Genomic DNA, 20,671 nt, shown 5'->3' on the forward strand with positions numbered 1-20,671 from the left:
AACCATAAGTGGCCGTTACCTAGATAACGGATATACACCCAAACCCCAGCCATAAAAAAAGGCACGACCCTCACAGGTCGCACCCTCTTCACAAGCCCAAGAGCTGTCAGCTACCCAAAGCCTTGGAAGCCAACCAGAACAACCCGGCCGAAAGGCCCACAGTCGCCGGCAGCGTCAACACCCAAGCCATCAGAATGGTCTTGACGGTGCCACCTTGCAGCCCGCTCTTGTTCGCCACCATGGTCCCCGCCACACCCGAAGACAACACATGGGTCGTGGAAACCGGCAAGCTGAAGATATTGGCCAAGCCAATCATGCTGGCCGTGGTGATCTGCGCCGACATACCCTGGGCATACGTCATGCCCTGCTTGCCGATCTTCTCACCAATGGTCAGCACCACACGCTTCCAGCCCACCATGGTGCCCAGGCCCAAGGCCAGTGCCACCGCCAGGATCACCCAGAACGGCGCGTACTCGGTGGTCGCCGTCAGGTCCTTGCGCAACTTGTCCAGGTCCGACTTCTCACGCGCATCCAGGCCTGGCAACTTGCCCACCTTCTTCGCGGTGTCATCCAGGCACAACAGATAACGACGCACTTCAATCCGGTGCTCGGCGGTCAACGAATGGTAGTCAGAGACACCTTTCAAGGTCCCCAATAGGGCGTTGATCGTCGGTTCAGTCTGCTGCGGATTGCACTGGAACTTGCCCGGCAAATCGTCTTTCACGCTTTTGCCCAGGGCCAGGAACTCACCGAGGGTTTCTTGATTGCGCTGGTAGAACTGATTCAAGTGCAGCGTGGCGTCGCGGGTGCGCTCGATCTGGTAAGTGGTGCTGCCCAGGTCCAGTACGAACTGCGCCGGCACGATACCGATCAGTACCAGCATGATCAGGCCAATACCTTTCTGACCATCGTTGGAACCGTGCACGAAGCTCACGGCCATCGCCGAAATCACCAGGACCAGGCGGTTCCAGAACGGCGGGTGCTTCTTGTCGTCGAGCTTGCGGCGCTGGTCCGGTGTCTTGTGCATCTTCGACAGCGGGCGCCACCATTTCAGGCCCAGCAGCACCAGGGCGGCAACCACGAAACCAGCCATCGGCGAGAACACCAGCGAAGCGCCGATATCGATCGCTTTCTGCCAGTTGACGCCGTCAGCCAGGGGAATGTCGTTGATCAGGGCGTTGGCCAGGCCGACACCGAGGATCGAACCGATCAGGGTGTGGGAACTGGACGCCGGGATCCCGAAATACCAGGTGCCGAGGTTCCAGGTGATCGCCGCTGCCAATAATGAGAAGACCATGGCCAGACCGTGGCCGGTGTTCACATTGATCAGCAACTCCACCGGCAGCAGGTGCACGATGGCATACGCAACACCGACCCCACCGAGCAACACGCCGAGGAAGTTGAACACCCCGGAGAAGAACACGGCCAGATGCGGAGGCATGGCTTTGGTATAGATGACTGTGGCAACCGCGTTAGCGGTGTCATGAAAGCCATTGATGAACTCGAAGGCGAGGACAAAGGCCAGGGCGAGCAACAGGCTCACTAGAACCCAAGCATCCAGTCCGCTGAATAAATCGATCATGAAGGTTTTCTGACCCGGTCGTAAGGGGGCGCGATTATGCCAGAAAACATCGGTAATCAATGCACTAGCTGCTCATCGGTAACATTCTTCAACGAAAAAAAATGGGGGGGAGGCGTGCATCCCGGTGTTTTCGGGGCTTTGGCAAGTGATTGATTTATATGGAGGATCCATCAAATTCGCGGGATAAAGCGCCGGAAGGGAATAACTGAAACAATCGTATGAAATTTCGCTAAGGCCACATAACGGGCTTCCCTCCACCAGCGTGGTACTGGCAGAGAGATGGCACCTTTGGAAGCTCAACCCGAAACGCTTATGGCTCTTCGGTTTTGAGGTCCTGTTCAATCTTTTGGATTTCCTGGGCAAAGGCCTGGTCGAGCAGGCTGGCTCGTTTGCGCCATGGCTTGCGTTCAGGTTCTGGCTGGGCAGCGTAGGTGGTGACTTCCCCGCCGTAAACATCCTTGTAACGTTGTTCCTGGCGCTCAAGTTCCGCGCGCAGTTCGTCTTTCGTCACATTGTTACCTAATTGAGTTGAGTTTGATTCCGGCGAAACGCGATGCCGGGAAGTCGCCCCCGGTATACCGTCAATCTGAAGATCAGCGTGGAAAGGTATACAGGAAAAACCACTTCTTTATTGCACGCGGCCACGATACCGGAGAAGAGCAGTTGTCGTAGCAACAGTTTTCTTGTCACAGCCACAAGCAGTTGGCAGGCATTCGAAATGTGTGTCAGGTACTTGCGGCGGAGCCTGCACGCAGCCGGTGCACGACTGGGTGAAATCTATCCTCGGGGTCAGGCGAGGCTGGCTCCTGCACAGGATGCATTATAGCCACGCGCTTGAATAACACTATCGCCAACAAGTTAAAAATCGTCAACTTTGTGTGAGGGTTTTGTTACGCAGGTGTGTGGGGTATTTGCTGAACTATTGGCGCCATAAATCGTGCAATGTTCTACAGGCGTTAATCAACCTTAACTTCTCTCGTACATCAGTCGATTCTGAAAGGCACTCAAATGGATGTAGAGGGGTTCCGGCACCGGTCGGCGGTGACAAATTGCGATAATCGAATGACCGTCCGATAATCGCCCAATGTTGGTTGCCCTGCCTTGTGCAGCCATTGCACGGCGGCTTGTAATAGCGGTCACCCTCCCGCAGCGGTTAAAAATAAGAGAAAGGACCCCAAATGAACGATCAATTGCGCAACTCCTTCGCATCAGTGGCGCCGCCGATCGTTGCGTCACCGGCCAAGCGCATCCAGGCGTTTACCGGTGATCCGGATTTCATGACCTCCCTGGCACGCGGCCTGGCCGTGGTGCAGGCATTCCAGGAGCGCAAGCGCCACCTGACCATCGCCCAGATCAGCCACCGCACGGAAATCCCCCGCGCTGCCGTACGCCGTTGCCTGCATACCCTGATCAAACTCGGCTACGCCACCACCGACGGGCGTACCTATTCGCTGTTGCCCAAGGTGCTGACCCTCGGCCACGCTTACCTGTCGTCCACGCCCCTGGCCGTTTCGGCGCAGCCTTACCTGGACCGCATGAGCGAGCAGCTCCACGAGGCGTGCAACATGGCAACCCTGGAAGGTGATGACATCCTCTACATTGCCCGCTCCGCCACCACCCAACGCCTGATTTCCGTCGACCTTTCCGTGGGCGGCCGTCTCCCGGCCTACTGCACCTCCATGGGCCGTATCCTGCTGGCGGCGCTGGATGACGCCTCGCTGCAGGACTACCTCGACCACGCCGACCTGCAAACCAAGACCAGCCGCACCCTCACCACCCCGCAAGCCTTGCTCGAATGCCTGCAGGAAGTGCGGCAGCAGGGCTGGTGCATTGTCGACCAGGAACTGGAGCAAGGGCTGCGTTCCATCGCCGTGCCGGTGTACGACGCTTCGGGCCAGGTCCTGGCGGCACTGAACGTCAGCACCCATGCCGGGCGGGTCAGCCGCAGCGAGCTGGAGCAGCGTTTCCTGCCGAGCATGCTCAGTGCCAGCCAGGAGCTGAGCGCGCAGCTGTTTGCGTAAGCTGTTCGGTGACCGCACAGATCCCGGCTGGATGAATTGACGGTGTTTCCCAAGGCTTATTAATGTGCGGCAGCGCTTCAAGGCGCCGCCCCAATAATAATGACGACTCAAGGTCGTTCGCCCGCCCATCGGTGTGGAAATAAAAATAATGAATCAGCCTTCACCTGCTGTCGGTACTTGTTTGGACGTTCAGTCCTTCATCAACGCCCAGCCGCTGTCGCGGTATCAGTGGCGAGTGGTGATCCTGTGTTTTCTCATCGTCTTCCTCGACGGCCTCGACACGGCCGCCATGGGCTTCATCGCCCCGGCGCTGTCCCAGGACTGGGGCATCGACCGCGCCAGCCTCGGCCCGGTAATGAGTGCCGCGTTGATCGGCATGGTCTTCGGCGCCCTGGGCTCCGGCCCACTCGCCGACCGCTTCGGGCGCAAGGTGGTGCTGGTGGGGGCGGTGCTGGTGTTTGGGGCCTTCAGCCTGGCCTCGGCCTACAGCAGCAACGTCGATCAACTGCTGATCCTGCGCTTCCTCACTGGTCTCGGCCTGGGCGCCGGCATGCCGAACGCCACGACACTGCTCTCCGAATACACCCCGGAACGCCATAAGTCGCTGCTGGTGACCAGCATGTTCTGCGGCTTCAACCTGGGCATGGCCGGTGGCGGGTTTATCTCGGCCAAGCTGATCCCGGCGTATGGCTGGCACAGCCTGCTGATGATCGGCGGCCTGTTGCCGCTGATCCTCGCGGTGGTGCTGCTGTTCTGGCTGCCGGAGTCGGCGCGTTACCTGGTGGTGCGCAATCGCGGCACCGACAAGGTGCGCAAGACCCTGGCGCCTATCGAGCCGGGTATCGTCGCCCAGGCCTCGAGCTTCAGCGTGCCCGAACAGAAAACCGTCAAGGCGCGCAACGTGTTCGCGGTGATCTTCTCCGGCACCTACAGCGCCGGCACCTTGCTGTTGTGGCTGACGTATTTCATGGGCCTGGTGATTGTTTACCTGCTGACCAGTTGGCTGCCGACCCTGATGCGCGACAGCGGCGCCAGCATGGAACAGGCCGCGTTTATCGGTGCGTTGTTCCAGTTTGGCGGCGTATTGAGTGCGGTCGGCGTGGGCTGGGCGATGGACCGGTTCAATCCCCACAAGGTCATCGGCACTTTCTACCTGCTGGCCGGGGTGTTTGCCTACGCGGTGGGGCAGAGCCTGGGCAATATCACGCTGCTGGCGACCCTGGTGTTGATTGCCGGCATGTGTGTCAACGGTGCGCAGTCGGCGATGCCGTCGCTGGCCGCACGTTTCTACCCGACCCAGGGCCGCGCCACGGGCGTGTCGTGGATGCTCGGCATCGGCCGCTTCGGCGCGATCCTCGGGGCGTGGATGGGCGCGACCTTGCTGGGCCTGGGCTGGAACTTCGAACAGGTGCTGACCGCTCTGGTGATCCCGGCGGCATTGGCCACCACCGCGGTGGTGATCAAGGGCATGGTCAGCCATGCCGACGCTACCTGAAACGGACCGATAGCAAGACAACAATCCGTTCGATAATCGAACACTCAGTCGATTATCGGATTGTTTGGCCCCGACCCCCGGCTTAATCTTCAAGCACTTCGGCGCTGCCTCCAGCGCCTTTTTCGATCGATACCGGGAGCCCACCCCATGGCTGAAATCCTTTCGCTGGCTGATGCGGTAAAGCAGTTCGTGAATGACGGCGACACCGTTGCACTCGAAGGCTTTACTCACCTGATTCCTACGGCGGCAGGTCATGAAATCATTCGTCAGGGCAAGAAAGACCTGACGCTGGTGCGCATGACGCCTGACCTGATCTACGACCAGTTGATCGGTGCCGGCTGTGCACGCAAGCTGATTTTCTCCTGGGGCGGCAACCCGGGCGTGGGTTCCCTGCATCGCCTGCGGGACGCCGTTGAAAAGCAATGGCCGCAACCGCTGGAGATCGAAGAGCACAGCCACGCCGACCTGGCCAATGCCTACGTCGCCGGTGCCTCCGGCCTGCCATTCGCGGTGTTGCGCGCCTACGCCGGTTCCGACCTGCCCAAGGTCAACCCGCTGATCAAGACCGTGACCTGCCCCTTCACCGGCGAAGTGCTGGCGGCCGTGCCGTCGGTGCGCCCGGACATCACCGTGATCCACGCGCAAAAGGCTGACCGCAAGGGCAACGTGCTGTTGTGGGGCATCCTCGGGGTGCAGAAGGAAGCGGCCCTGGCGGCCAAGCGCTGCATCGTTACCGTTGAAGAAATCGTCGACGACCTCAACGCGCCGATGAACGCCTGCGTGCTGCCGACCTGGGCCCTGACTGCCGTGTGCCATGTGCCGGGTGGCGCGCATCCGTCCTACGCTCACGGTTACACCGAACGTGACAACCGTTTCTACCAGGCCTGGGACCCCATCGCCCGGGACCGTGAGACGTTTACTGCGTGGATCAACGAATACATCCACGGCACCGCCAATTTCAGTGAATTCCAGGCCAAGCTGTCCACCGCGCAGGAGGCCAAATAATGGCTTACTCGACCAACGAAATGATGACCGTCGCCGCCGCGCGCCGCCTGAAGAACGGTTCGGTGTGCTTCGTCGGCATCGGCCTTCCCTCCAAGGCTGCCAACCTGGCGCGCCTGACATCGTCGCCGGATGTGGTGCTGATTTACGAGTCCGGCCCGATTGGCGCCAAGCCTTCGGTGCTGCCGCTGTCCATCGGTGACGGCGAGCTGGCTGAAACCGCTGACACCGTGGTGCCGACCGGTGAGATTTTTCGCTACTGGCTGCAGGGCGGGCGCATTGACGTCGGCTTCCTCGGCGCGGCCCAGGTCGACCGTTTCGGCAATATCAACACCACCGTGGTCGGTGACTACCACCAGCCCAAAGTGCGCCTGCCAGGTGCCGGTGGCGCACCGGAGATCGCCGGCTCCGCGAAGAGCGTGCTGATCATCCTCAAGCAGTCGGCCCGCTCGTTTGTCGACAAGCTGGACTTCATCACTTCGGTCGGCCACGGCGAAGGCGGTGACTCGCGCAAACGCCTGGGTCTGCCAGGCGCCGGTCCTGTAGGGATTATTACCGACCTGTGCATCATGGAGCCGGAGGAGGGCAGCCACGAATTTGTCGTCACCGCCCTGCACCCCGGCGTGACCCGTGAGCAAGTAGTGGCCGCCACCGGTTGGGCGATTCGTTTTGCCGACCAGGTGACCACCAGCGCCGAACCCACCGAGATTGAACTGACTGCCCTGCGCGACCTTGAGGCACGCACCGCTGCCGCCCACGGCCAAGCCCCCGGAGAAGCCTGATGCGCGACGTATTTATCTGTGACGCCATTCGTACCCCCATCGGCCGTTTTGGCGGTGGCTTGTCCACCGTGCGCGCCGATGACTTGGCGGCACTGCCGATCAAGGCGCTGATGGAACGCAACCCATCGGTGGACTGGAACGCGGTGGACGAAGTGTTCCTCGGCTGCGCCAACCAGGCCGGCGAAGACAACCGCAACGTGGCGCGCATGGCGGCATTGTTGGCGGGCCTTCCGGAGAGCATTCCCGGCGTTACCCTGAACCGCCTGTGCGCTTCGGGCATGGACGCGATCGGCACGGCCTTCCGCGCCATCGCCAGCGGCGAGATGGAACTGGCGATTGCCGGTGGCGTCGAGTCGATGTCCCGCGCGCCGTTCGTGATGGGCAAGGCCGATGCGGCGTTCTCGCGCAACATGAAGCTGGAAGACACCACCATCGGCTGGCGCTTTATCAATCCGTTGATGAAGGCCCAGTACGGCGTCGACCCGATGCCGCAAACCGCTGACAACGTGGCCGACGACTATAAAATCTCCCGCGCCGACCAGGACGCCTTCGCCCTGCGCAGCCAACAACGTACTGCCGCTGCACAGGCCGCCGGTTTCTTCGCCGAAGAAATCGTACCGGTGCGTGTCGCCCACAAAAAAGGCGAAACCGTGGTCGAGCACGACGAGCATCCGCGGGCCGATACCACTCTGGAAGCCCTGGCCAAACTCAAGCCGGTCAACGGCCCGGACAAGACCGTCACCGCAGGCAACGCCTCTGGTGTGAACGATGGTGCCGCTGCGCTGATTCTGGCCTCTGCTGAAGCCGTCAAAAAACACGGCCTGACCGCCCGCGCCCGGGTGCTGGGCATGGCCAGCGCCGGTGTGGCGCCGCGTGTGATGGGCATCGGCCCGGTGCCGGCGGTGCGCAAACTGGTGGAACGCCTGGGCCTGGCGGTAACTGATTTCGATGTGATCGAACTCAACGAAGCCTTCGCCAGCCAAGGCCTGGCCGTGCTGCGCGAGCTGGGGATTGCCGACGACGCACCGCAGGTCAACCCGAACGGCGGCGCGATTGCCCTTGGCCATCCGCTGGGCATGAGCGGTGCGCGCCTGGTACTGACCGCGCTGCATCAGCTGGAAAAAACCGGTGGCAGCAAAGGCCTGGCGACCATGTGCGTCGGTGTGGGCCAAGGCCTGGCCCTGGCGATCGAACGCGTTTGAGACCCACAAGAATAAAGAGGATTGCTCCATGAGTGACAAGCCCGGATACCGGCGCCCGCAAGCGGGTACTCAGCCTGATTACCTGCACCCAGCCTACCAGTCGACGAACCTGCGTTCGCCGTCCAAGCCGTTGGTGTTCCTGCCCCATTCCCTGTCGGAAATCACTGGCCCGACCATCGGCGCCGAGCGCGTCAACGAGAAGGACAACGACCTGACCGCCCAGCACGAAGGCGAGCCACAGGGCGAACGCATCATCATTCACGGGCGCGTGCTGGATGAAAACGGCCTGCCCGTTCCCGGCATCCTCGTGGAAATCTGGCAGGCCAACGCTGCCGGCCGCTACAACCACAAGCGCGACCAGCACGACGCACCGCTGGACCCGAACTTCACCGGCACCGGGCGTACCGTCACCGACGCCGACGGCTGGTACCAGTTCCAGACCATCAAGCCCGGCGCCTACCCGTGGGGCAATCACCACAACGCGTGGCGCCCGGCGCACATCCACTTCTCGCTGTTCGGCCCGAGTGTGCTGACGCGGTTGGTGACGCAGATGTATTTCCCCGGTGACCCGCTGCTGGCCTATGACCCGATCTACAACTGCGTCCCGGACACGTCCGCCAAGGAACGCCTGATCGCCTCGTTCGATCTGGAAAAAACCATTCCGCACTATGCCCTCGGCTACCGCTGGGACATCGTCCTGCGCGGCCGCGACGCCACGCCGATGGAGAAATGAGATGAGCCTCAACGCGACTACTTCCCACACCGTCGGGCCGTATTACCACATCGGCCTGACCTGGCTGAACCGCGAAGACCTGACCGTTGCGGCCACCCTCGGCGAGCGCGTGGCGATCACCGGGCAGGTGGTGGATGGCAATGGCGATGTGGTCAACGACGCCATGCTGGAAGTCTGGCAGGCCAATGCGGCCGGCAAGTACGACCATCCTGAGGATGAGCAGGACAAACCGGTGGACCCGAACTTCGAAGGCTTTGGCCGGGTGCCGGTGGACGCTGAAGGGCGGTTTCGCTTTACCACCATCAAGCCGGGCAGTGTGCCGGGGTTGAAGGGCACGACCCAGGCGCCGCACCTGGTGGTGCTGGTGTTTGCCCGTGGGCTGGTGAAGCACCTGCTGACGCGGATTTACTTTGACGGTGAAGCGGCGAATGGGGATGACGCGCTGCTGGCGTGTGTGCCGCAGGAGCGCCGCCGCACGTTGATCGCCAAGGCGGATGCGGCGGGTGTGTATCAGTGGAATGTGATTTTGCAGGGCACAGACGAAGAGACGGTGTTCTTCGATTATTGAGTGGGCTGCGGATCTATCGCAGGCAAGCCAGCTCCCACAGGGGAATGCATTCCAAATGTGGGAGCCGGGCTTGCCCGCGATGAGGCCGGCCCAGGCAACAAATATCCAAAAGTCTGCTTGCGGAACATGGTTGTTGCAAAGTATGTCTAGGCTATAACCGTTCCCACTGAGTGAAAAAACATGACAACAAAAACCAGCCACTACACCGGAGAAGAACGCAGCAAAAGGATTTTTGCGATTGTCGGTGCCTCCTCCGGCAACCTTGTCGAATGGTTCGACTTCTACGTCTATGCCTTCTGCGCCATCTATTTCGCCCCGGCGTTTTTCCCGTCGGACGACCCCACCGTGCAACTGCTGAACACCGCCGGCGTGTTCGCCGCCGGCTTCCTGATGCGCCCCATCGGCGGCTGGCTGTTCGGCCGGGTGGCGGATAAACACGGTCGCAAGAATTCCATGATGATCTCGGTGCTGATGATGTGCGCCGGTTCCCTGGTCATCGCCTTTTTGCCCACCTACAAAGACATCGGCGCCTGGGCCCCGGCCCTGCTGTTGGTCGCCCGGTTGTTCCAGGGCCTGTCGGTCGGCGGCGAATACGGCACCACCGCCACCTACATGAGTGAAGTCGCCCTCAAGGGCCAGCGCGGGTTCTTCGCCTCGTTCCAGTACGTGACCCTGATCGGCGGGCAACTGCTGGCGGTGTTGGTGGTGGTGATCCTGCAACAGATTCTCACCGAAGAAGAACTGCGGGCCTGGGGCTGGCGCATTCCGTTTGTGATCGGCGCCATTGCGGCGGTGATCTCGCTGTTGCTGCGTCGCACCCTGAAAGAAACCACCAGCAAGGAAATGCGTGAAGACAAGGACGCCGGCAGCATTGCCGCGCTGTTCCGCGATCACAAGGCGGCGTTTATCACCGTGCTCGGCTATACCGCCGGCGGCTCGCTGATTTTCTACACGTTCACCACCTACATGCAGAAGTACCTGGTGAACACCGCCGGGATGCACGCCAAGACCGCCAGCTACATCATGACCGGCGCGCTGTTCTTCTACATGTGCATGCAGCCGGTGTTCGGCATGCTGGCGGACAAGATTGGCCGCCGTAACTCGATGCTGTGGTTCGGTGCCCTGGGCACGCTGTGCACTGTACCAATCCTGTTGACCCTGAAAACCGTCAGCAGCCCGTTCCTGGCTTTTGTGCTGATCACCCTGGCCCTGGCCATCGTGAGCTTCTACACCTCCATCAGCGGCCTGGTGAAAGCCGAAATGTTCCCGCCACAAGTACGCGCACTGGGCGTGGGCCTGGCGTATGCGGTGGCGAACGCGATCTTCGGTGGTTCGGCGGAGTATGTGGCCTTGGGTCTCAAGTCCATGGGCATGGAGAACACCTTCTACTGGTACGTCACGGCGATGATGGCGGTGGCGTTCCTGTTCAGCTTGCGCCTGCCCAAAGAGGCGGCGTATTTGCACCACGATCTGTAACCGGCTGGCGCATGCCCGTTGCCGGGTATGCGCCACCTAGGGATGTGTTATGACGATGCGCACGAGCAACCAACTGTTCGACGCCTACTTCACCGCCAACGGCATGGCTGAAGTGTTCTGCGACCAGGGGCGTTTGCAGGGCATGCTGGATTTCGAAGCGGCGCTGGCCCGGGCCGAGGCTCAGGTCGGGTTGATTCCGCAAGCGGCCGTCGCGCCCATTGCCCAGGCCTGCCTGGCTTCTCTCTACGACGTAGATGCCCTCGGCGACGCCATCGCCACCGCAGGCAACTCCGCGATTCCCTTGGTCAAGGCCCTCGGCAAGTTGATCGCCAGCGAAGATGCCGGCGCCGAACGTTATGTGCATCTGGGCGCTACCAGCCAGGATGTGATGGACACCGGCCTGGTGCTGCAACTGCGCAGTGCGGTCGAGCTGATCGAACATGATCTGGCGCGGTTGGGGGACATTCTTGCCGCCCAGGCCCAGCGTTACGGGACAACTCCTTTGGCGGGCCGGACCTGGCTGCAGCATGCAACGCCGGTCACGCTGGGCATGAAGATCGCCGGTTGGCTCGGCGCAGTCACCCGCAACCGGCAACGTCTCAGTGAGCTGAAGCCGCGTTTGCTGGTGCTGCAATTTGGCGGTGCTTCCGGAACCCTGGCGGCCCTCGGCGAACAGGCGATGCCGGTGGCGCAAGCACTGGCCGCCGAGTTGCAGCTGGGCCTGCCGGAGCAACCCTGGCATACCCAGCGCGACCGCCTGGTGGAGTTTGCCTCGGTGCTCGGTTTGATCGCCGGCAGCCTCGGCAAGCTGGGTCGCGACATCAGCCTGCTGATGCAGACCGAAGCGGCGGAAGTGTTTGAGCCGTCGGCCCCCGGCAAGGGCGGCTCTTCGACCATGCCCCACAAGCGCAACCCGGTGGGCGCTGCCGTGCTGATCAGCGCTGCCACGCGAGTGCCCGGCCTGGTGGCAACGATGTTCAGCGCGATGCCCCAGGAACACGAACGCAGCCTGGGCCTGTGGCACGCCGAATGGGAAACCCTGCCGGAGATTTGCCGGCTGGTATCCGGTGCATTGCACCAGGCGCTGCTGGTCAGCGAAGGCCTGGAAGTCGACCCCCGGCGCATGGTCCAAAACCTTGATCTGACCCAGGGCCTGGTACTGGCCGAAGCGGTCAGCATCGTCCTCGCCCAGCGCCTGGGCCGCGAAACCGCGCACCATCTGCTGGAACAATGCTGCAAACGCGCCGTCGCCGACGGGCGCCACCTGCGGGCGGTGCTGGGGGATGAACCGCAAGTGACTGCCGAGCTTTCGGCGGCCGAACTCGATCGCCTGCTGGACCCGGCGCACTACCTGGGCCAGGCGCACACCTGGGTCACCCGGGCCGTGGCCGAACATTTTGCTTTGACTGCCTGAGGAGGCTGCTGTGGGATTTGTACAACTCGCCGATGGCGAACTGAACTACCAACTCGATGGCCCCGAAGATGCACCGGTACTGGTGCTGTCCAACTCCCTGGGCACCGACCTGCATATGTGGGACATCCAGATCGAGGCGTTCACCCAGTACTTCCGGGTGCTGCGTTTCGACACCCGCGGCCATGGCAAGTCGCTGGTCACCGAAGGTCCCTACAGCATCGAGCAGTTGGGCCGTGACGTGTTGGCGCTGCTGGATGCGTTGCAGATCGAGCGCGCGCATTTCTGCGGGTTGTCCATGGGCGGCCTGATCGGCCAGTGGCTGGGGATCAACGCGGGTGAGCGTTTGCGCCGGCTGGTGGTGTGCAACACCGCCGCGAAGATCGGCACGCCCGAGATCTGGAACCCGCGGATCGAGATGGTCCTGCGCGACGGTGCGGCCGCGATGGTTGCCCTGCGTGATGCGTCAATTGCCCGCTGGTTCACCGCCGACTTCGCCGAGGCTCATCCTGACCAGGCCAAGCTGATCACCGATATGCTGGCGGCGACTGATCCCCAGGGTTATGCCGCAAACTGCGCGGCCGTGCGCGACGCGGATTTCCGCGAGCAACTGGCGTCGATCAAGGTGCCGACCCTGGTGATCGCAGGCAGCGAAGATGCGGTGACGCCGCCGGCGGGTGGGCACTTTATCCAGGCGCATGTGCAGGGCGCCGAGTATGCCGAGTTCTATGCCGCGCACTTGTCCAACGTGCAAGCCGGTGCGGCGTTCAGCGACCGTGTGCTGGAATTTCTGCTATCGCGCTGAGTATCGCTGAACCCTGTGGCGAGGGAGCTTGCTCCCGTTGGGCTGCGTAGCAGCCCCTGAGCAGCCGCAACCCAACTATTTGTACAGCCCTGCAGCGGCCTCACTGGGGTCGCTGCGCGACCCAACGGGAGCAAGCTCCCTCGCCACAGGTATGTGCCTGTCGTCACCGTTGCATGAGGAGCGTTTTGTGGACGAGAAACAACGTTATGCCGAAGGCCTGCAAGTGCGCCGCGAAGTGCTGGGCGACGCTCACGTCGACCGCAGCCTCAACGCCCTGACCGAGTTCAACAGCGAGTTCCAGGAAATGATCACCCGCCACGCCTGGGGTGATATCTGGACCCGCCCGGGCCTGCCGCGGCATACCCGCAGCCTGATCACCATCGCCATGCTCATCGGCATGAACCGCAGCGAAGAGCTGAAGCTGCACCTGCGCGCCGCCGCGAGCAACGGTGTGACCCGCGCCGAGATCAAGGAAGTGCTGATGCAGAGCGCGATCTATTGCGGGATCCCGGCGGCGAATGCGACGTTTCACTTGGCCGAGTCGGTGTGGGATGAGTTGGGGGTAGAGTCGCGCGTCTAGTGCGAGTCAGCGTCCCACACCCAATTCCACACGCCGGGCAGATGCACGACTTCGTCGGCGCTTTTTACCGTGCGGGCCATGGCGGCTCGCTGCAAGGTTGCCCGGTCGGTGTAGAAAGGCTGTGTGGCGAGGGGCACGCCATTGATATGGGCGCTGTCCAGCAGGATTTGCAGGTATTCCTTCAAGTGCCAGGCGGTGTAGCGGTTGATATCGTGGAAGGTCACCACCACCGGGATCACGCCGTCCACCGTCGGTAATTCGCCTTTGGCGATGCGCTCACGCACCACCGAGAGTTGGCGTATCAGGTTTTCCCGTCGACGCGGGCTGCCGTTGAACACCCAGATCACCCCATCGTTTGCACTCAGGTCGGTCAGCAATACATGCATGCCGTGTTGCTGATAGGCGGCGAAGGTGCGCTTGTCGTAGTTCCAGAACGGCGGGCGTACCAGTGTGGGCGGTTGGCCGGTGATGGAGGTGAGGGTCGATGAACCCAGGCTGAGGTAGTGCTCCAGTTCAGCCGGATTCTGCAAGCGATGGTTGCTGTGCCACGGGGTCGCGGTGTGGAAGCCCAGGATATGGCCGGCCGCGTATTCGCGCTCCATGGTCTTGTAGCCCCGCGGGTTGCCGCCGGAGCGGGGCGCCTCGGTCTGCAGGAAGAACACCGCCTTGATCCCCGGCTGTATCGGGTTGTTCGCCAGGTCCGCCATCACCGAACGGCTGGGGTTCATGAAGCCCGAGGCGCTGGGGCCGTCATCGAAGGTCAGCAAAAAACGGATTGGCGCCTCGGTTTTCAGGCGTTGTTCGGTTTGCGGTGTCAGCGCCAGAGGCGGGCCGATGCAACCGCTGAGGCTCAGGGCCAGGGCTAGTGCGGCCGATACGGTGGCGAAGTGTTTCATGGCGGACTCGAATGACATTGGCTGCTGGGGCGGGTCATCCATGACACGCGCGCACCATACAACAAGACTGTCGAGGCTTTACAGCAGGCTTATCGGGTAACTGACGATCAACCGGTTTTCATCAAACTCGTTGTTGTTGTAGTCCCGGCGCATGCTGGAGTTACGCCAGCGCACATTGAGATTCTTCAGCGCTCCGCTCTGCACCACGTAGGCCACTTCACTTTCCCGTCCCCATTCCTTGCCATCGGTCACCGTGCCGCTGTGTACGTTGCTGCCGCTGATGTAGCGGTTCATCAGCGTGAGGCCCGGAATACCCGGGGCGGCGAAGTTATAGTCATGGCGTACCTGCCAGGATTTTTCCTGGGCGTTGTCGTAGCTGGCGTTGTAGCTGTCGTTGGCCAGGGTGCCGCCGCTGGTGCCGTTGACGCGCATCCAGGCGCTGTTGCCGGTGAGTTTTTGCAGGCCGACGTAGAACGTGTTGCCGCCGTATCGGGCCGAGAACAGTCCGGACCAGGTCTTGTTGTCGAGGTCACCGGCGCGGGCGCTGCCGTCGTCCTTGCCATAGAAGAACCCGAGGTTGGCGCCCAGGGTCCAGTCGCCCACCGGTTGGCTGTGGATCACGTTGAGGTATTGCTGGCTGTAGATGTCCTTGAGTTGGGCGTTCCACACACCGATCTGGGTGCGTTTGTCGTTGAAGGCATATTCGCCGCCCTGGAAGTTGAAGCGGTCGGAGGTGAACGCGGTTTTCCCGAACATGGACATGTCGGTCATGCTGCTGTCGTCCCGTGGGCTGTTGGCGCGGAACTGGCCGCCGTACAGGGTCAGGCCGTCGATCTCCTTGGAGGTGATTTGCCCGCCGCGCAGGGTTTGCGGGAGCGAGCGGCCATCGTCCGAACGCAGGATCGGCAGCACCGGCATCCATTCGCCGACTTTCACTTCTGTCTTTGAAACCCGTGCCTTGAACGCCACGCCCAGACGCCCGAATTCATCCGCCGGGCGGCCATCGTGGTCCAGCGGCAACAGCTGGGTGCCACCCGTGCCGCGTCCGCCATCGAGCTTCAATGAGTACAGGCCCAGTACATCCACGCCGAAACCGACGGTGCCCTGGGTGAAGCCGGATTTGGCGTCGAGGATGAAACTTTGCGTCCACTCCTGTGCGCCGTCCTGGGTCTTGGTGGGATTGGTGTAGTTGCGGTTGAAGAAGAAATTACGCAGGTTGAGGTTGGCGCTGGCGTCTTCCAGGAAGCCGTGTTCTTCAGCGACAACGGGGAGGGCAATGCTGGCGACAGCGGTTGCCAGCAAAAGCCGGCGCGGGTCGAAAGTGCTCATGGTGTCAGACCTGTTGTTATTGGGGTTATGCAGGTGGCGGCCATGGTGCGGGGCGGTGCGGGGGCGATGAAAGTGGGGGAGAGCGGGTTGTGGGCGATGATCGAACGCAAAGTCATGGGCGTAAAAAAACCGCTTCCTGGGCGGGAAGCGGTTTTTGTCTACTGCGCCACTATCAGAACAACTTCAAGGGCGGTGCTTCTTCTTTCAACGGTTCGTTCTTCGCGGTCTGTTCGTTCCAGCCACCACCGAGGGCCTTGTACAGGTTGACCTCGCTATTGAGCTGCGCCAGGCGGTCGGTGATCAGCGATTGCTGGGCACTGAACAGTTGGCGCTGGGCGTCGAGGAACGTCAGGTTGCTGTCGACACCAATACGGTAGCGACGCTCGGCCAGGCGGTAGTAATCCTGGTTGGCCGCGACGAAACCACGTTGGGCGTCCAGTTGCTGCTTGTAGGTCTCACGGGCGGCGAGGCCGTCGGAGACTTCCTGGAAGCCGGTCTGGATGGCTTTCTCGTAGTTGGCGACGTTGATCTCTTTCTGGATTTTCGAGTAATCCAGGCTGGCGCGCAGGCTGCCGGCGTTGAAGATCGGGATGTTGATCTGCGGTGCAAACGACCAGGTACCCGAACCGCCCTTGAACAGGCCGCCCAGGGTCGGGCTCGCGGTGCCGGCGCTGGCGGTCAGGGTGATGCTCGGGAAGAACGCAGCGCGTGCCGCACCGATGTTGGCGTTGGCCGCCTTGAGGTTGTACTCGGCCTGCAGGATGTCGGGACGACGTTGCAGCAGGTCCGATGGCAGGCCGGCCGGTACTTCGCTCAACAGGTCATCAGCCAATGGCCGGCTGACGATGTTCGCCGGCAGGCCGGTACCCAGCAGCAGGGTCAGGTTGTTTTCGTCCTGGGCCACCTGGCGGGTATAACGCGCCAGTGCAACCCGGGCGTTTTCCACCGAGGTACGGGCCTGGCTCAGGTCCAGGGCCGAAGCCACGCCGACTTCATTGCTGCGCGAGGTCAGTTTGAAGCTCTGCTCGTACGCGCCCAGGGTGTCCTGGGTGAGCTTGAGCAGCTCCTTGTCGGCCTGCCAGGTCAGGTAGGCGTTGGCCACGCTGGCCACCAGGCTGATCTGGGTGGTGCGGCGCGCTTCTTCGGTCGCGAAGTATTGTTGCAGCGCTTGTTCGCTCAGGCTGCGTACGCGGCCGAACAGGTCCAGCTCATAAGAACTGATCCCGAGGCCCGCCGAGTATTGGCTGGTGATGCCCGCTTCGCCGGTCTGCGACAGCTTGGCCGGGGTGCGCGTACGGCTGCCGCTGCCCGTGGCCGAAACCGCCGGGAACAGGTCGGCGCGCTGGATCTGGTACTGCGCGGCATACGCATCGATGTTCAGGGCCGCGACACGCAGGTCGCGGTTGTTCACCAGGGCGGTCTGGATCAGCTGTTGCAGGGCAGGGTCATGGAAAAACTGCTTCCAGCCCTGCTCGGCAGCCGCCTGGCCCGGCGCCTGGGCCGACGAATACGCCGGCCCCTGCGGGAACTGCGCGGCTACCGGCGCTTCAGGGCGCTGGTAGTCCGGGATCAGCGAGCAGCCACTGAGCACGAATGCCGTGACAGCTAAGGAAAGTAGCGACTTGCTCATTGGCCAGCCTCTTTAGGAGTTTGCTTGGGTTCAGTCTTTTTACGCTCGCCAGCGGAGGACACGGTTGCGAAGAACAGGGGTACCCAGAAGATCGCGAGGACCGTGGCGGTGATCATACCGCCAATTACGCCCGTACCGATGGCGTGCTGGCTACCTGAGCCGGCACCGGTGGAAATTGCCAGGGGCAGTACGCCGAGCATGAACGCCATGGACGTCATGATGATCGGTCGCAGACGCATGCGGGATGCCTCGATGGCCGACTCGACAATGCCTTTGCCCTGCTCGTGGAGCTCCTTGGCGAACTCCACGATCAGGATGGCGTTTTTCGCTGCCAGGCCCACCGTCACCAACAGGCCCACCTGGAAGAACACGTCGTTGGACAGTCCCCGCAGGCTGGTGGCGATCAACGCACCGATCACACCCAGCGGTACAACCAGAATCACCGCAATCGGGATCGACCAGCTTTCGTACAGTGCCGCGAGGCAGAGGAACACCACCAGCAGCGACAGGGCGTACAGCGCAGGTGCCTGGGAGCCGGACAGACGTTCTTCATACGACAGGCCAGTCCAGGAGTAACCAACGCCAGCCGGCAGGTCCTTGGCAATGCGTTCGACTTCCGCCATCGCATCACCGGTACTGTAGCCAGGTGCCGGGGTACCGAGGATTTCCATCGCCGCTACACCGTTATAGCGCGAGAGTTTCGGCGAACCGAAGATCCACTTGCCCGAAGAGATGGCCGACAGCGGCACCATCTTCCCGGACGTGCTGCGCACGTACCATTTGCTCAGGTCTTCCGGAGACATCCGGCTGGCGGCGTCACCCTGTACATACACCTTCTTCACACGACCACGGTCGATGAAGTCGTTGATGTAGCTGCCACCCAAGGCGATTGCCAGGGTCTGCTGGATGTCTGCCAGGCTGATGCCCTGGGCACTGGCCTTCTCGTCGTCAACGGTCAGCTCGTACTGCGGCTCATCGTTCACGCCGTTGGGGCGCACGCCCGCCAGGATCTTGCTTTGTGCCGCGGCACCCAGGAACTGGTTACGCGCATCCATCAGCTTCTGGTGGCCGACGCCGCCCTGGTCTTGCAGGAACACGTCGAAACCGGTGGCGTTACCCAGTTCGAGTACCGAAGGTGGCACCACGGCAAATACCATGGCGTCCTTGAAGGCCCCGAAGAAGTAACCCTGGGCACGCTTGGCAACCTCAAATACCGACTGGCTCGAGTCACGCTCGTCCCACGGCTTGAGCATCACGAACGCGAGGCCCGAGCTCTGGCCACGACCGGCGAAGTTGAAGCCGTTCACGGTAAACACCGATTTGACAGCCTTGCCTTCGCCTGGCTCGCCTTCCTTGTCGTTCAACAGGTAGGCGCGCATATCGTCGATGACTTTCTGCGTACGTTCAGCCGAAGAACCCACCGGCGTTTGTACCTGGGCAAAGATCACGCCCTGGTCTTCCTCTGGGAGGAACGCGCTTGGAATGCGGGTGAACATCCAGATCATGCCGGCAAGGATCAGGGCATAGACCACGAACGCCGGGAACTTGTGCTTGATCATGTTACCGACGCCGCGCTCGTAGCTCAGTACGCCACGGTCGAAGGTACGGTTGAACCAGCCGAAGAAGCCGCGCTTGGGTTGGCCGTGTTTTTCCGGGTCAATCGGCTTGAGCATGGTGGCGCACAAGGCCGGGGTGAAGACCAGGGCAACCAGTACCGACAGCGCCATCGCCGAAACGATAGTGATGGAGAACTGGCGGTAGATCACACCGGTGGAACCACCGAAGAACGCCATTGGCAGCAATACCGCCGACAGCACCAGGGCGATACCCACCAGGGCCCCCTGGATCTGGCCCATGGACTTGACCGTCGCCTCCTTGGGCGACAAGTGCTCCTCGGCCATTACCCGCTCGACGTTCTCCACCACAACGATGGCATCGTCCACCAGCAAGCCGATGGCCAGGATCATGCCGAACATGGTCAGGGTGTTGATGGTGAAGCCGAACGCAGCGAGGATCCCGAAGGTACCCAGCAATACCACCGGTACGGTCATGGTGGTGATGATGGTGGCGCGGAAGTTCTGCAGGAACAGGAACATCACCAGGAACACCAGCACGATCGCTTCGATCAGGGTGTGAACCACACCGGAGATCGATTCGGTCACAACCGGCGTGGTGTCATACGGCACCACAGCCTTCATGCCAGGCGGGAAGAACGGTTCGAGGGACGCAACCGTTTCGCGAATCGCCTTGGCGGTGTCCAGTGCGTTGGCACCGGCTGCCAGCTTGATCGCCATACCGGAAGCCGGCTTGCCGTTGAACTGTGCGCTGATGCTGTAGTTCTGGCCGCCCAGTTCGATACGCGAAACGTCACCCAGGCGAACCTGGGAACCGTCGGTATTGACCTTCATCAGGATATTGCCGAACGCTTCAGTGGTTTGCAGACGCGTCTTGCCGATGATGGTGGCGTTCAACTGAGTGCCGGGCAGGGCAGGCAGGCCGCCGAGTTGGCCGGTGGCCACCTGGACGTTCTGTGCCTGGATGGCGTTGCTGACATCCACTGGCGTCAGCTGGTAGTTGTTCAGCTTGGCCGGGTCGAGCCAGATACGCATGGCGTACTGGGAACCGAACACCTGGAAGTCGCCCACACCGGCGGTCCGGGAAATCGGGTCCTGGATGTTGGAAACGATGTAGTTGGAAAGGTCATCCTTGGTCATGCTGCCGTCTTCCGACACCAGACCGATCACCATCAGGAAGTTCTTCACCGACTTGGTAACGCGGATACCCTGCTGCTGTACTTCTTGTGGCAGCAGCGGGGTCGCCAGGTTGAGCTTGTTCTGTACCTGAACCTGGGCGATGTCCGGGTTGGTACCCTGGTTGAACGTCGCGGTGATGGTCATGCTGCCGTCGGAGTTACTGTCCGAGGCGACATAACGCAGGTTGTCGATACCGTTGAGCTGTTGTTCGATCACCTGCACCACGGTGTCCTGCACGGTTTGTGCAGACGCGCCCGGGTAGGTCACCTGGATATCAATGGCGGTTGGCGCGATGGCCGGGTACTGGTTGATGGGCAACTTCAGGATCGACAGTGCCCCGACCAGCATGATCACCAGGGCAATTACCCAGGCGAAAATGGGACGGTCGATAAAAAATTTCGACATG

At 61.8% G+C, this 20,671-nt stretch carries 17 protein-coding genes; 11 read left to right on the top strand and 6 right to left on the bottom strand.

Annotated elements, in window-relative coordinates:
* Positions 1 to 106: 106 nt before the first annotated feature.
* Positions 107 to 1,582: an inorganic phosphate transporter gene (locus HX805_RS29195; RefSeq protein ID WP_003219836.1), complete on the bottom strand. Its 1,476-nt coding sequence runs from the start codon at positions 1,580 to 1,582 to the stop codon at positions 107 to 109.
* Positions 1,583 to 1,892: 310 nt separating this feature from the next.
* Positions 1,893 to 2,093, bottom strand: coding sequence for a hypothetical protein (locus HX805_RS29200; RefSeq protein ID WP_169357768.1), 201 nt, complete (start codon positions 2,091 to 2,093; stop codon positions 1,893 to 1,895).
* Between the two features lie 667 nt (positions 2,094 to 2,760).
* Here HX805_RS29200 and pcaR point away from each other — a divergent pair.
* The 11 genes from pcaR to pcaC all read left to right on the top strand — a co-directional run bounded on the left by pcaR (position 2,761) and on the right by pcaC (position 13,657).
* A complete protein-coding gene (gene pcaR, locus HX805_RS29205) occupies positions 2,761 to 3,603 on the top strand; it encodes a pca regulon transcriptional regulator PcaR (RefSeq protein ID WP_003219833.1) in 843 nt (280 codons plus the stop codon).
* Positions 3,604 to 3,751: 148 nt separating this feature from the next.
* Positions 3,752 to 5,098 carry an MFS transporter gene (locus tag HX805_RS29210; RefSeq protein WP_003219832.1) on the top strand — a complete coding sequence of 449 codons (1,347 nt, stop codon included), beginning with the start codon at positions 3,752 to 3,754 and terminating at the stop codon, positions 5,096 to 5,098.
* Positions 5,099 to 5,245: 147 nt separating this feature from the next.
* Entirely contained in the window at positions 5,246 to 6,103 is an 858-nt protein-coding gene (locus HX805_RS29215) for a CoA transferase subunit A (protein WP_177080984.1), read from the top strand.
* Positions 6,100 to 6,882 (top strand): CoA-transferase subunit beta, encoded by a 783-nt coding sequence (locus tag HX805_RS29220; RefSeq protein WP_172834582.1) that lies wholly within the window; start codon positions 6,100 to 6,102, stop codon positions 6,880 to 6,882. The genes HX805_RS29215 and HX805_RS29220 overlap by 4 nt, the downstream gene beginning before the upstream one ends.
* The gene (pcaF, locus tag HX805_RS29225; RefSeq protein WP_177080986.1) at positions 6,879 to 8,084 is read left to right on the top strand and encodes a 3-oxoadipyl-CoA thiolase; all 1,206 of its coding nucleotides are present in this window, start codon (positions 6,879 to 6,881) and stop codon (positions 8,082 to 8,084) included. Before HX805_RS29220 ends, pcaF begins: the two co-directional genes overlap by 4 nt.
* A 28-nt stretch (positions 8,085 to 8,112) precedes the next feature.
* A complete protein-coding gene (pcaH, locus tag HX805_RS29230) occupies positions 8,113 to 8,817 on the top strand; it encodes a protocatechuate 3,4-dioxygenase subunit beta (RefSeq protein WP_003219824.1) in 705 nt (234 codons plus the stop codon).
* 1 nt (position 8,818) lies between these two features.
* Positions 8,819 to 9,385, top strand: coding sequence for a protocatechuate 3,4-dioxygenase subunit alpha (pcaG, locus tag HX805_RS29235; RefSeq protein WP_003219820.1), 567 nt, complete (start codon positions 8,819 to 8,821; stop codon positions 9,383 to 9,385).
* 180 nt (positions 9,386 to 9,565) lie between these two features.
* Positions 9,566 to 10,861 (top strand): MFS family transporter, encoded by a 1,296-nt coding sequence (locus HX805_RS29240; RefSeq protein ID WP_003219818.1) that lies wholly within the window; start codon positions 9,566 to 9,568, stop codon positions 10,859 to 10,861.
* 49 nt (positions 10,862 to 10,910) lie between these two features.
* Complete coding sequence (locus HX805_RS29245; RefSeq protein ID WP_008431146.1) at positions 10,911 to 12,275, top strand: 3-carboxy-cis,cis-muconate cycloisomerase; 1,365 nt, start codon at positions 10,911 to 10,913, stop codon at positions 12,273 to 12,275.
* A 10-nt stretch (positions 12,276 to 12,285) separates the two neighbouring features.
* Positions 12,286 to 13,077, top strand: coding sequence for a 3-oxoadipate enol-lactonase (pcaD, locus tag HX805_RS29250; protein ID WP_003219815.1), 792 nt, complete (start codon positions 12,286 to 12,288; stop codon positions 13,075 to 13,077).
* Between the two features lie 187 nt (positions 13,078 to 13,264).
* A complete protein-coding gene (gene pcaC, locus HX805_RS29255) occupies positions 13,265 to 13,657 on the top strand; it encodes a 4-carboxymuconolactone decarboxylase (RefSeq protein ID WP_008431145.1) in 393 nt (130 codons plus the stop codon).
* On the opposite strand, the gene HX805_RS29260 is transcribed toward pcaC, so the two are convergent.
* The 4 genes from HX805_RS29260 to HX805_RS29275 all read right to left on the bottom strand — a co-directional run bounded on the left by HX805_RS29260 (position 13,654) and on the right by HX805_RS29275 (position 20,670).
* Positions 13,654 to 14,553, bottom strand: coding sequence for a polysaccharide deacetylase family protein (locus tag HX805_RS29260; protein WP_166742188.1), 900 nt, complete (start codon positions 14,551 to 14,553; stop codon positions 13,654 to 13,656). The two genes, pcaC and HX805_RS29260, sit on opposite strands and share 4 nt — an antisense overlap.
* A 78-nt stretch (positions 14,554 to 14,631) precedes the next feature.
* Entirely contained in the window at positions 14,632 to 15,882 is a 1,251-nt protein-coding gene (locus HX805_RS29265) for an OprD family porin (protein WP_177117541.1), read from the bottom strand.
* A gap of 172 nt (positions 15,883 to 16,054) precedes the next feature.
* The gene (adeC, locus tag HX805_RS29270) at positions 16,055 to 17,512 is read right to left on the bottom strand and encodes an AdeC/AdeK/OprM family multidrug efflux complex outer membrane factor (RefSeq protein ID WP_003219806.1); all 1,458 of its coding nucleotides are present in this window, start codon (positions 17,510 to 17,512) and stop codon (positions 16,055 to 16,057) included.
* Entirely contained in the window at positions 17,509 to 20,670 is a 3,162-nt protein-coding gene (locus HX805_RS29275; RefSeq protein ID WP_003219803.1) for an efflux RND transporter permease subunit, read from the bottom strand. Before HX805_RS29275 ends, adeC begins: the two co-directional genes overlap by 4 nt.
* Position 20,671: the final 1 nt, after the last annotated feature.

It is taken from the genome of Pseudomonas sp. G5001, assembly GCF_013385475.1.
Classification (GTDB): Bacteria; Pseudomonadota; Gammaproteobacteria; order Pseudomonadales; family Pseudomonadaceae; genus Aquipseudomonas.